An 11,748-nucleotide genomic window follows, 5' to 3' on the forward strand; every position below is an offset into this window, starting at 1 on the left:
CCAGCGGCCCGCACCCCGGCGGCGCCGGCCTGCCGACCGCCCCCGGGCCCCCGGACGACTCGCACGCGCCGGCCCCCGCGGACAGCGGCCTGGCGCGTCCGCCCGCTTCCTCGGCGCCCGGCTCCACCGCACCCTCGTCGCCGGCCCCCTCCGGCGCCGCGGCCCGCTCCCCCGGCGGCGGCGACCGCACGGCCGGCGCCTTCCGCTCCGTCCGCGAGGGCCAGTGTCTGAACGTCCACAGCAACGGCGACGGCTGGAGCCGGGCGGCGCCCACCGCCGGCGCCCGGGTGCGCTGCGGCAGCGACCGCGCGTACGTCCGGGTCGCCGACATCCGCACCAGCCGCGCCTCCTGCCCGAAGGGGAACGGGCGCGGCTCCTGGAGCTACACGCCGCGCGGCGGCCGGGCCACCGCGCTGTGCCTGACGCGCCACTACCGCGTGGGCCAGTGCCTGGCCGCGGAGAAGTCGAAGGACGGCATGCTCGCGGCGCTGATGTCGGCTCCCGCGTGCGGGGGCAGCCCTCCGGCGTCGTACAACCGGCTGCTGCGGATCACCAGCATCCACGGCCTGGCGGCGGGCGGCGGGAGCGACGACGTCCAGGGCCGGTGCGCGCGCGACGCCAAGGACGACCGCCGCTACTGGACGTGGCGGGTCGACGGCGGGCGCTATCTGCTGTGCGCCCGCGAGAGCCGGGGCTGATCCGGTGCGGCCCGGCGCCCTTGCGGGGCGCCGGTCACCTCCGGGTCACCGCGCCCAGCACTACCCCGCCGAGCACCAGGGCGAAGGGCAGTGCGAATCCGGCGAGGGCCAGATACGGGATCCCCACCACCGCCAGCAGCGCGCAGTAGACCGCGCCCAGCAGCGACAGCACGCACTGCACCCGCGGCGGCCCGTCCCTGTTGAACCGTACGACGAGCGCCGCACACACCGCAGCCCACAGCGCCGCGCGGGGCTCACTGAGGGTGAGCGCGTCCCCCACGTCCTCGATCACCCGGTACCACGCCCGGTCCCCCAGCCAGTCCCGGACGTGGGGGAAGTCCGACGCGTACTGGGGCAGCCGCGTCCCCGGCGGCACCTTCTCGCCGAACGCCGCCACATCCGTCCGGACGAACTCGCTGATCAGCAGGAGCGCCGCGCCCAGCGCCTGGGCGACCCCCGCGACCCAGCCGACCGTCCATCCCCGTATCCGCGAGACGGGCGCGGGGCGCCCGGGGCCCTCCGCCGTCTCCACGACTGCTGCCTCCACCACGTCCCATCCCTTGCCCCCGGCAACCGTCACCAATCCCCCAAACCTCACCGGCTGTCGCCGGCGCCCCGTAGGGTGTGCGATTTTTGCCCCTGAGGCAAAAGTTTTGCCTCAGGGGTCAATTCCATGCCTTAATCGTCGGCATGAACCAGTACGCGCCGCAGATGCGGCGCCTACGGCAGCGCGGCGGGCTGACCCTGGAAGCGGCGGCCCGGCGCGCGGGGCTCTCCCCGGCCCATCTGTCCCGGCTGGAGACGGGGAAGCGCCAGCCGTCCCTGCCGCTCCTGCTCACGCTGGCCCGCGTCTACGGTACGACGGTCGGCGAACTGCTCGGCGAGGCCCCCGCCGTCCCCGATCCGGTGGTGCGGGCCGAGGACATGGAGCCCGTGGACGCGGGCGGCTGGCGCTACCGGCAGGCGGGGCTCGCGGGCCGCGCGATGCAGGCGCTGCGCGTCCACATCCCCCGAGGCGCCCAGGGGGACCTCGTACGGGTCCACCCGGGCGAGGAATGGCTGTACGTGGAGAGCGGGACGCTCCGACTCACGCTCGGGGAGACGGAGGAGACACTGCGGCCCGGCGACTCGGCGCACTTCGACTCGCTGACGCCGCACCGGCTGGACTCCGCCTCCCCGCAGGGCGCCGATCTGCTGTTCGTCCACACGCTGCTGCAGAGTCCGGCGTCCGACCTGTGCGTTCCCACGGACCGGAAGGGAGGGCGAGCGCCCCATGAGCGCGGATAGGAAGACGGACAGGAAGAAGGAGGACACCGGCGCGGAACGGGGCGAGGGCCGCTTTCCGCGCGGGCTGGCCCTCCGCCTGTTCGCGTACCTCGTCGCGGGCCATGTGCTGGCGGCGTTCCTCTTCCTCCTGTTCGCCGTGGGCGGCGGCGACTAGAGCCTGCGGGGCGCATATGGCAAGGCACACAGGGGTGGTGCGGCTGCTCTATCGTGTGCCGATGCGACTGACGGTGCTCGGCGGATGCGGCGCGTGGCCCACCGCAACCCAGCCATGCAGCGGCTACCTGGTCGACTACGAGAGCTTCCGGCTGCTGATCGACCCCGGTTACGCCACCTTCCCCCGGCTGCTGGCGCTCGGAACCGCCGCCGAGGAGGTGGACGCCGTCCTGGTCAGCCACGGCCACCCGGATCACTGCGCGGACCTCAACCCGCTGCTGCGGGCCCGGCAGTTGGGCGCCAGCCCGCCCCCGCCGCTGCCGGTGCACGCACCGCGCGGCGCGCTGGAGACGGTGCTCGCGCTGGACAAGCGCAGCATGCTGGGCAGCGCGTACGCGCTGCACGAGTTCTGGCCCGGGGGCGGCGACTTCGACGTCGGCCCGTTCCGCGTCACCACCCGGCTCCTGCCGCACTTCGTCCCGAACGCGGGCCTGCGGCTGACGGCCCCGGACGGGCGGGTGCTCACGTACACGGGCGACACCGGCCCCTCCCCCGAGATCCCGGACCTGGCCAGGGAGTCGGATCTGCTGCTGTCCGAGGCGACCTATGTGCACCGCGTCCCGGACCCGACCGACGCGCCGTATCTGCTGACGGCTCAGCTGGCCGGGCAGTACGCGGCGCAGGCGGGGGCGCGCGAGCTGCTGCTCACCCATCTGTGGCCGGGCACGGAGCCGGGCTCGGCGCGGACCGCGGCCGGCGAGGGCTACTGCGGCGGGATCGGGGTGGCCACGCCGGGCCTGACGGTCCCCGTCCTCCGCTGAGGCTGCCGCTGCCGCTGCGCGCCGCGCGTCACCCGCTCTTCCGGGGGAAGGACACCTCGACCCGCCGGTTCTTCTTGCGCCCCTCCTCCGTGGCGTTGTCGGCGACGGGGTAGTCCTCGCTGTAGCCGCGGACGTTGAAGTTGACGCGGGAGCCGAGCCCGGAGCCCAGCTGTGCCGCCAGCTCGGACTGGACGGCGGAGGCCCGCTTCTTGGACAGGGTCCTGCCGTGGGCGTAGGAGCCGAGGTTGTCGGTGAAACCGAAGACGTTCACCTGGTCGCCGCCCTGCTTCTCGATCTCGGCGGCGATGGTCTTGATACGGGCCTTCGCCCCGCTGTTGAGCTGCGAGCTGTCCTTGGGGAAGAGCACCTCCGCCTGGAGGGTGAACTTCGTCTTCCCCGTGCTGTCCTCGCGCCGCTCGTCACCGCCCATGTCCTCGGTGACGAACTTGATGTCCAGCACCTTCGGTTCCGCCAGCTTCGCCCCGTCCGCGAGCCGCAGGCCCTCGGCCCGCGGGTCGACCTCGACGGCCGGTTTGACGTTCCCCATGTTGTCCGGCGGCTCGCTGTACTCCGCGTCCCCGGAGCCCGTCTCCCCGGGAAGCGAGGGCGCGCCCCCGGTGGGGATGGTGGTGGGGTCGCCGGTGACGCCGGAGCCGGGGAGGCCGGTGGCTCCCGGGCGGGGCGTCGGGTCGTCGGCGTACGCGAGGTCGGCCTGGAGGCCGAGGAGGAGCGCGGTGGAGGCCGACGCGCAGGCGGCGGTGCGCAGCAGACGCAGCACGGTGCTCACTCCCCGGAGATCGTGATGCCGGCCGCGGGCAGGTCCGCCAGCTGGAAGTCGACCTTGTCGTTGCCCTGGGGAGGCGCGGGGAACTGCGCGAACCAGGTCTTCGACTTCCCCGGGAGGAGGCCGCCCTTGAACGAGGTGCACAGACAGCGCCCCTCCGTGTCCCGCAGCACGTAGTACCGCTTCTTGCCCTTCTTGTCGACGAGCCGGGCGGCGCCCACCGAGGCCGGGTTGGCCTTGGCGATCTCGTTCTCGTCCGACTTCCACTCGACGCCGCTCCAGGCGCTGGTGCCGCTGTTGCGCACGGTGCCCGAGAGGGTGACGAACCCGCCTTCCTCGCGCTCGGCCGCGGTGATGGTGAGCTGGATGTCGTCCGACCCCTTGAGCTCGGCGAGGGGCTCACCCTCGTCCTGGGACGGCCCGTCGCCGTCGTCCGTGTTCTGCCGGCCCGCGGGGGCGGTGCTCTTCCCCTCGCCGCCCTCGTCGTCGCTCCCGCCGCTCCCGCTGCACCCGGCGACCGTGAGGACGAGGCCAGCGATGATCGCCGCGGCGGCCATGCCGCCGCGGCCCTTCCTGGTGCGCCGATTGCTCATCTGTCGCTCGTCCTCTGTCCGTCGTTGACTCTTACGCCGGCTCAGTCGGCCAGCACCACGTCGAAGAGGTCCGCCGGTTCCAGCGCGAGGTCCTCGTCGTCGGGGTCGATCGTGACGTCGTCTCCATCGCAAGTGAGTTCGATGATGTCGGAGTCCTGCTCGGCCCGGCAGCGCGGCTGGACGACGGCGGTGGCCGTCGCCTCCGCCTTCTTGTTGTCCGTCCCGGGCACCAGGGTCCTGCCGGTGTCGAACCGCGTCCGGACCCGCACCGTGTAGCCGCTGTCCCCGCCGCGAGTGATCCGGTCGCAGCTGAGCACGTCGGAGCGGTTGCGCCCGGCGAAGCGCTCGGCTGCTCCGCAGCCGTCCCCGGTGCGGGCGGGGATCCCGTCCAGCCAGTCCCGCCACGCCTCGCCGTCGCCCAGGGCCTCCAGGAAGCCTTCCAGGAGCTCGTCCCGGTCCTCCTGGGCCGCCGCCAGCGCCGCGGCGTCGGCCGCCGACTGGCCCCCGTTGCGTACCGTGCTCGCCTGCGCCACCGCGAAGAACGCGAAGGCCGCGAAGAGCAGGATCGCCATCATCGCGGCGCTCAGCAGGACGACCTGCCCCCGGTCGTCGCGGGCGGCCGCGCGGCGGGTCAGTTGCCGAGGACGGAGTTGACCGCGTTGAGGACCGCCGTGGAGATCAGCGCGTCCAGGTTCAGCGCCCGGATGGCGATGATGATCCCCGCCACCAGGATCACGATGCCCGCGTACTCCGTCGCGCTCGCTCCCCTCTCGCGCGCCTCGCCGCGCGTCCGGGCCTGCAGGCGGCGCCACCAGTTCCGCATCGAGTTCGACATCGCGCTCTCCTTCGCACCTGGCTAATCGGGGAACGTGCGGGCGGGCCTCACGGGAGCGCGTGGGCGGGGGGATGTGCGCGGGCCCGGTCACCGCCGCCTCCTCTCCCGGATCTCCCGGCGCGGTTCGCGTGGTGCGCGCGGGGACCTTGTGACGAAGCGGACACGCACCGTTCCTCACCATAGCGAGGGGCGGTGTGATGCGGGAGGGCGTCTGAGGAATTCCACACCCGCCAGCGAGGCCGCACCCCTTCGACCGGTGCCCCGTCAGGGGCAGCCCCTCCGCAGCACCGAGGAGCCCCCGCCATCGCGCTAGTCACCGTTCAGGACGGAGCCGAAATCCGTGTCGGAGCCGAGGATGAAGGTGGCCACGATCAGAATCAGCGTCCCCGGCAGCAGGAACGCGATGGTGGTCACGGTCGCCTTCGGCACCGTCTTGGCCGCCTTGCGGCGCGCGTTCTGCGCGTCCGTGCGCCGCATGTCCGTCGCGATCTGGATCAGCGTCTCGGCGATCGGCGCGCCCAGCTCCTCCCCCTGCTGCAGCGCGGTGACGAACTGGTCCACCTGTTCGCTGCCGTTCCGCTTGCGCAGCTCGTCGAACGCCTGGCGGCGGCTCACCCCCATGTCCATCTGGCGGAGGGTGATGCGCAGTTCGTCGGCCCAGGGCCCGGTGTAGCGGTCGGCCACCCGCTCCAGGGCCTGCCGGAAGCCGAGCCCCGCGGAGACGACGACGGCCAGGACGTCCAGGAAGTCCGGCAGCGTGCGCTCGATGACCCGCTTGCGGTCCCGGATCGCCTGCCACAGCCCCAGGTCGGCCGCGAACCAGCCGAAGGCCGCCACGAGCAGGGTGAAGACGACGCTGCCCGCCGCCAGCCCGGCCAGGCCCATCACGATGCCGAACATCCCGTACGCCGCGCGGCGGGCGGCGTAGCGGTGGATGGTGAGGCCGCCGGGGTTGCCCGCCTGGTCCAGCTTGCGGCGCTTCTTGTCGACCAGGGAGGGGCCCATCAGCCGCAGCACCAGGGGCGCGAAGCGCATGCCGACGCGGTCGACCGCGCGCTGCCGCGGCCCCGCGCGAGTGGCGCCGACCTCCAGGGCCACCGCCAGATCGGGCGGCAGCTCGGTCTCCGCACGGTACATCCGCACCCCGGCGAAGACGCCCCAGACCGAGGCGCCGAGGACCGTGGCCAGCAGCAGGGCGAGCACCGCGCTACACCTCGATCCGTCCCAGCCGGCGGATCACCAGGAAGCCCGCGGCGAAGAGGCCGACCGCGGCCAGCATCGCCACCTGGCCGGCCGGCGAGCCGGTGACCCGGGCCAGGGCGCCCGGCATCATCGAGTTCATCATCAGCATCGCGCCGAGCCCCAGCAGCGGGATGGTGAACGCCGTGGCGTTGACCTCGGCGAGCATGGTGCGCACCTCGCGCCGGGTCTCCTTGCGCTCCTCCAGGGTGCTGGTGAGGTTGCGCAGCGAGGCCACGATGGTGCCGCCCGCGCGGTTGGAGAGGACCAGTGTGGTGACGAGGACGACCAGTTCACGCGAGGGCAGCCGCTCGGCCAGCTCGTTCAGCGCGTCGTCGATGGAGCGGCCGACCGCGAGCTGGTTGGTGACGAGGGTCAGCTCGTCGCCCGCCGGGGCCTCCAGCTCCTCCGCCGCCATGCCCAGCGCGGTGCGCAGCGCGAGCCCGGCGGAGGTGGCGTTGGCCAGGATGCGGGACAGCTCGGGGAGCTGGTTGATGAACTGCTCGGTGCGGCGCTGCCGCTGGTAGTTGAGGAACGCGTTGGCCGCGAGGACGCCGAGCAGTCCGGCGATCGGCCCGAAGAACGGCGCGAGCACCGAGGCCGCCGCCAGCCACAGCACCACCACCAGCCCCGTCAGATAGACGAAGAACTCGCCCGGCGTCAGATCCAGGCCGGTCGCGGCCAGTTTGCGCTGCAGGGCGCGGCCCGCGCCGGTGGCGCGCAGCCGCCGGTCGACGGCCGCGAACCGGGGCCGTCTGCTGCCGCCGGCCGGCGGCAGCTCCAGGCCGTGGGCCCCGGGCGCGGTGAGCCGCTCGATGAGCGCGCGGCGCCGGGCCCGCCCTGAGGCGTAGGTGAGCACGCCGATGGTCGCGAAGGCGCCCGCGACGAGCGTGGCGCCGAGCGTGAACTGAGCGGTGGTGTCCAGCGCGAGCGCCAGCGGGGGCAGGGGTGTCGGGGTCGTCATGGCGGGGGTCCTCAGACTGCGTCTCTGGTGGCGAGCTGGTCGGCGGAGCGGGCGACGCCGAAGGCCGCGGGGACGGGTTCACCGGCCAGATACAGCCGGTCGGCGACGCGGGCCGCTACGGGCAGGTGCTCGAAGGTGCCGTGCACCCGGCCGTCCGCCGACATGGGGCGGGCGGCGAAGCGGGAGAGGGTGGCTATCTGGAACGTCTCGCGCCCGTGCGAGGCGAGCAGCGATATCTCCACGATCTTGCGGGAGCCGTCCGCGAGCCGGGCGAGCTGGATGATCACGTCGACGGCCGAGTTGATCTGGTCCTGGAGCGCGGCGAACGGCACCTCCACCTCGGACATCGAGGCGAGCGTCTGCAGCCGCATCAGCGCGTCCTCCGCGCTGTTGGCGTGCACGGTGGCCAGCGACCCGTCGTGGCCCGTGGACATGGCCTGCAGCATGTCCAGCGTCTCCCCGCCGCGCACCTCGCCGACGATGATCCGGTCGGGCCGCATCCGCAGCGAGTTGCGCACCAGGTCGCGGACGGTGACCTGCCCCCTGCCCTCGACGTTCGCGGGCCGCGTCTCCAGCCGGATGACGTGCTGCTGCTGGAGCTGCAGCTCGGCGGCGTCCTCGACGGTGATGATCCGCTCGGACTCGGGGATCAGCGCGGACATGGCGTTGAGGAGGGTGGTCTTGCCGCTGCCGGTGCCGCCGGAGACGATCAGGTTGAACCGGGCCCGGACGAAGCCGGACAGCAGGGCGAGGATGTGCTCGTCCAGCGTGCCCAGCCCGATCAGCTCGTGCAGGGTGTAGGCGCGCGGGAAGCGGCGGATGGTGAGCGTGGCCCCGGTGAGGGAGAGCGGCGGGATGATCACGTTCACCCGCTCGCCGGTCGGCAGCCGCGCGTCGACCATCGGGTTCGCCTCGTCCACCCGGCGGTTGACCGTGGAGACGATGCGCTCGATGGTCTGCATCAGCTGCTCTTCGGAGGCGAACCGGACGGGGACCCGCTCGACGTGCCCGCCGCGCTCGACGAAGATCTGGTCCGGGCCGTTGACCATGATCTCGGTGATCGAGCCGTCCTCCAGGAGCGGTTCGAGCACCCCGAGGCCGAGCGCCTCGTCGACGACGCGGCGGATGAGCAGGGCGCGGTCCTGCGTCGCCAGGACGGGCCCCTCCCGGCTGATGATGTGCCCCAGGACCCGTTCGAGGCGGGCCCTGCGCTCGGCGGGGGTGAGCGCCGACATCTCGGCGAGGTCGATCTCCTCCAGCAGCTTGGTGCGGTACGCCGGGACGAGGTGGCCGGTGCTGTCGGACGGCGTATGCGGGGAGCCGCCGTGCCCGGCGTTCCGGTCGGCGCCGTCGGAGGCGGGGATGCGGGCGCGCAGACTCACCGGTCTCTCCTCACTCGCGGTTCGGTCAGTCGCGGGGCATGGTGGCCGAACGGGACGCCTCGCCGAGGCTGCCGAGTCCGGGGATGACGGAGGGGATGGTCACGGTCGTGGTCACCCTCACCTCCTCGCCACCGGCGGACAGCGCGAAACGCGCCCGCCGGCCCGTCCAGTCGGACATCGCGGCCCTGCCGCGCGCGGCGTACAGCCCCTCGGTCTCCTGATGGCTCGCGGTCCGGGCCGCGGCGCGGGCGCCGGTGCCCGCCTGCTGGACGGCGTAGCCGACGAGGCCGAGCTGGATGGCGGCCATCGCCACGAGGAGCAGCAGCGGAAGTATTCCGGCGAACTCGACAGCGCTGGCCCCTCGATCCCGGGCACCTCTCAGGGGCGCGGGGCCCCTGAGCCGAAACAGGCGAGGTTGTCTCATCGGTCGCCGCCCTCCTCCGCGGCGCCGGCCGCGCCCTTGACCGTGAACGGCATCCCCGCGCCCCCGGGAAAGAGGATCGGGGTCTTCAGGTCCACGTCCGCCTTCCACAGCCCCCCGCTGCGCACGCAGCTCACCCGCGCCCCCTCGGCCCACTTCCCCGGCAGATGCTCGCGGGCCGCCGCCTCGCACGCGCCCTGCGGGTCCCCGTACGCGGCGGCGGAGGTGGCGGCGCGGGCGGCCTCGTCCGCGGCGTTCCCGGCGAGCGAGAAGGTGTAGCCGATCAGCACGCACTGCCACAGCACCACCAGCACCACCAGCACGATCGGCAGCACCCCGGCGAACTCGACGCTCACCGCGCCGCGGTCCGAGCCGAGCTTGCGGGCCGGGCCCGGCGGCAGCGCGAGCTGCTCGGCACCGGCGCCGGCCTCCACCGCGCCGCCCTTCTCCCGGCCCCGGGCCGCGGCGCGCCGCGCCGACCGCCTGCGCTGCCGCTGCCGGCCGGCGGGACCCGGGTCCCCGGTGGCGATCCCCAGCTCGCCCGCCAGCGCCCACAGCGCCTGCCGTACCGCGCCCCGGGGCTCCAGGTCCTGCACCCGGCCCGCGTCCACCGCCGACTGGAGCTCCTTGAAGTTGGCCGGGATCGTGGAGCGGGCGACGGGCGTGCCGGTGATACGGGCGATCAGCGGGGGCTGGATCTCGGTGAGCCGGGAGGCGCGGTTGACGACGGCGAGGGTCTCCTCCGCCTTGCGGATCTGCAGCCGCTCCCACAGCCGCACCATGCGCTTGGCCGCCCGTACGGACACCACGTCGGGGGTCGTCAGCAGCACAGCGCGGTCGGCGAGTTCGACCGCGGCGGCGCCCGCGGCGCTCATCTGGGTGCCGCAGTCGACGACGACCAGCTCGTAGCGGGCGCGCAGGGCCGCGATGATCTGGCGGGCCGCGCGGTCGTCGACGTCCTCGCCCCGCTCGCCCTCGGCGGGCGCGAGGAGCAGCCCGAGCCCGGTCTCGTGGGTGTAGACGGCGTCCTGGAGGACGCGGGGCGAGATGTCGTTGATGCCCGCCAGGTCGGCCACCGACCTGCGGAACTGCACATCCAGATACGAGCCGACGTCGCCCGCCTGCAGATCCAGGTCCACCAGGGCCGCGGTACGGCCGCCGGCGCTGCCCGCCAGCGCGAGCTGGACGGCGGCCAGCGTCGCGCCCACGCCGCCCTTCGCGCCCGCCACCGCGACGACGGTGCCCCCGGCGCCCGGGGCGGAGGGCGCGGCGATGCCGTCGGGCGCGGCGGCGGCGCCCAGATGGCGGCGTACCCCGGCGGCCCAGGACGCGGCGGCGCCGATCCGGGCCGCGAGGTCCTCGTACCCGAGCGGGAGTCCGACGACGCCGCGCGCGCCCGCGTCCATCGCCGAGGCGTACAGCCCCGGGCTGGTGTCCTGGGTGACGAGGATGACGCCGACGGCCGGGAACCGCAGGGCGACTTCGCGGATCAGCTCCAGCGCGGGCAGCGGTCCGATCAGCTCGTGCACCAGCACGACCTCGGGCAGTGCGGCCAGCGCCGGAGGCTCGCCGGGCCCGGCCAGCTGGGCGAGGGTGTCCAGCAGCTGGGTGGAGTCGATGGCGGGCGGCACGGGCTCGCTGTCCGGGAGCTGGCTGAGCAGGGTGACCAGGGAGCGGGCCGCGTCGGGGTCGCTGACGGCGGGCTGGATGCGGGTGACCATCGGCTGCCTCACATGCTCACTGCTTGTCGCCGGGCAGGGTGTAGGTGCGCTCGTCGTCCGGGACCTCGGCGTCGTCCCCGGGGGCGACGAGGGCGAGGCGGACGTTCTCGGCGAAGGACTCGGCGTAGGCGACGCGCTGGGCGTCCTTGGTGCCCAGCGCGAAGGTGATGGGCACGCCCTCGCGCTCGCGCTGCCGGTCGCGCCGCGCGTCGTCGTCGTCGCGGTCCCGGAGCGGGGTGAGCTTGCCGACGTCGATGACCCGGGCCCGGCTGACGATCACCTGGGAGCGGTCCGGGGTGCCGCTCCCGGCGCTGCCGCCGCTGCCGGAGCGCCGCTCGCCCTCGAAGGTGGCGTAGATGTTGACCCGGTTGCCGGGGTTGATCTTTCCGGCGACGCCCGTCTCGGCGTCGATCATGATGGCGATCTCCTGTTCGCCGGAGCGCAGTTCGGGGCGCTTGGCCATCATGTCGGTCTGCAGCAGCGAGCCCTTCTTCAGCGGGTTGAGCGCGATCCGCCGCCGCAGCTGCCCGAGGTCGGTGACGGCGGTCTCCGGCAGCCACCGCTCGGGCATGGTGACCTTCTTGACGTGGCCCTCGTCGAGCGGCTCGTACGCGGGGACGTCCTCCTTGAGCTCGTACGCCGTCGTCTCGTCCCCGACCTTGGACTCCACGTTCCGGATGACCGCGAGCACCCCGCCGAACGCGGCGAGCGCGCACACGAGCGAGACGGTCATCAACAGGACGCCGCGACGCTGGCGTGAGTTCATGGTCGGATTCCTCGGGGGTCGGCGACGACGGCCTCGGCGGCGGGGTCGCGGGGCGGACCCGCGGCGGCCGGCGCGGGTCCGCCC

Annotated in this window: 15 protein-coding genes; 4 read left to right on the top strand and 11 right to left on the bottom strand. The window is 73.9% G+C overall.

From position 1 onward, the window contains the following. Positions 1-698: LppU/SCO3897 family protein (locus G5C65_RS20375; RefSeq protein ID WP_420903336.1), on the top strand; the 698-nt coding region annotated here is incomplete at its 5' end. Positions 699-732: 34 nt separating this feature from the next. Here the strand turns inward: G5C65_RS20375 and G5C65_RS20380 are convergent. Then, complete coding sequence (locus G5C65_RS20380; RefSeq protein ID WP_165300324.1) at positions 733-1,248, bottom strand: hypothetical protein; 516 nt, start codon at positions 1,246-1,248, stop codon at positions 733-735. A 140-nt stretch (positions 1,249-1,388) separates the two neighbouring features. On the opposite strand from G5C65_RS20380, the gene G5C65_RS20385 reads away from it, so the two are divergent. Genes G5C65_RS20385 through G5C65_RS20395 form a run of 3 tightly spaced genes read left to right on the top strand, consistent with a single transcriptional unit; the run spans position 1,389 to position 2,959 of the window. Next, positions 1,389-1,985 carry a helix-turn-helix domain-containing protein gene (locus G5C65_RS20385; RefSeq protein ID WP_165300325.1) on the top strand — a complete coding sequence of 199 codons (597 nt, stop codon included), beginning with the start codon at positions 1,389-1,391 and terminating at the stop codon, positions 1,983-1,985. Beyond that, positions 1,972-2,139 carry a DUF6126 family protein gene (locus G5C65_RS20390; RefSeq protein WP_165300326.1) on the top strand — a complete coding sequence of 56 codons (168 nt, stop codon included), beginning with the start codon at positions 1,972-1,974 and terminating at the stop codon, positions 2,137-2,139. Before G5C65_RS20385 ends, G5C65_RS20390 begins: the two co-directional genes overlap by 14 nt. A 16-nt stretch (positions 2,140-2,155) precedes the next feature. Further along, complete coding sequence (locus G5C65_RS20395) at positions 2,156-2,959, top strand: MBL fold metallo-hydrolase (protein WP_241265932.1); 804 nt, start codon at positions 2,156-2,158, stop codon at positions 2,957-2,959. A gap of 28 nt (positions 2,960-2,987) precedes the next feature. Here G5C65_RS20395 and G5C65_RS20400 read toward each other — a convergent pair whose 3' ends face one another. From G5C65_RS20400 to cpaB, 10 genes are all read right to left on the bottom strand, one after another. Next, positions 2,988-3,746 (bottom strand): OmpA family protein, encoded by a 759-nt coding sequence (locus G5C65_RS20400; RefSeq protein WP_165300327.1) that lies wholly within the window; start codon positions 3,744-3,746, stop codon positions 2,988-2,990. Further along, the gene (locus G5C65_RS20405) at positions 3,743-4,336 is read right to left on the bottom strand and encodes a hypothetical protein (protein WP_165300328.1); all 594 of its coding nucleotides are present in this window, start codon (positions 4,334-4,336) and stop codon (positions 3,743-3,745) included. The genes G5C65_RS20400 and G5C65_RS20405 overlap by 4 nt, the downstream gene beginning before the upstream one ends. Positions 4,337-4,377: 41 nt before the next feature. Further along, the gene (locus G5C65_RS20410; protein ID WP_277608082.1) at positions 4,378-4,971 is read right to left on the bottom strand and encodes a pilus assembly protein TadG-related protein; all 594 of its coding nucleotides are present in this window, start codon (positions 4,969-4,971) and stop codon (positions 4,378-4,380) included. Continuing rightward, the gene (locus G5C65_RS20415) at positions 4,968-5,171 is read right to left on the bottom strand and encodes a hypothetical protein (protein WP_165300330.1); all 204 of its coding nucleotides are present in this window, start codon (positions 5,169-5,171) and stop codon (positions 4,968-4,970) included. Before G5C65_RS20415 ends, G5C65_RS20410 begins: the two co-directional genes overlap by 4 nt. Before the next feature lie 309 nt (positions 5,172-5,480). Then, complete coding sequence (locus tag G5C65_RS20420) at positions 5,481-6,374, bottom strand: DUF5936 domain-containing protein (RefSeq protein WP_165300331.1); 894 nt, start codon at positions 6,372-6,374, stop codon at positions 5,481-5,483. Between the two features lie 4 nt (positions 6,375-6,378). Next, positions 6,379-7,374, bottom strand: coding sequence for a type II secretion system F family protein (locus tag G5C65_RS20425; RefSeq protein ID WP_165300332.1), 996 nt, complete (start codon positions 7,372-7,374; stop codon positions 6,379-6,381). An 11-nt stretch (positions 7,375-7,385) separates the two neighbouring features. Next, positions 7,386-8,756: a TadA family conjugal transfer-associated ATPase gene (locus G5C65_RS20430; protein WP_338146547.1), complete on the bottom strand. Its 1,371-nt coding sequence runs from the start codon at positions 8,754-8,756 to the stop codon at positions 7,386-7,388. Between the two features lie 25 nt (positions 8,757-8,781). Next, a complete protein-coding gene (locus tag G5C65_RS20435; protein ID WP_338146548.1) occupies positions 8,782-9,063 on the bottom strand; it encodes a pilus assembly protein in 282 nt (93 codons plus the stop codon). A 113-nt stretch (positions 9,064-9,176) separates the two neighbouring features. Next, positions 9,177-10,898 (bottom strand): CpaE/TadZ family protein, encoded by a 1,722-nt coding sequence (locus G5C65_RS20440; protein WP_165300337.1) that lies wholly within the window; start codon positions 10,896-10,898, stop codon positions 9,177-9,179. A 16-nt stretch (positions 10,899-10,914) separates the two neighbouring features. After that, the gene (cpaB, locus tag G5C65_RS20445; RefSeq protein WP_165300334.1) at positions 10,915-11,664 is read right to left on the bottom strand and encodes a Flp pilus assembly protein CpaB; all 750 of its coding nucleotides are present in this window, start codon (positions 11,662-11,664) and stop codon (positions 10,915-10,917) included. Positions 11,665-11,748 lie beyond the last annotated feature (84 nt).

It is taken from the genome of Streptomyces boncukensis, assembly GCF_011045075.1.
Lineage (GTDB): Bacteria > Actinomycetota > Actinomycetes > Streptomycetales > Streptomycetaceae > Streptomyces > Streptomyces boncukensis.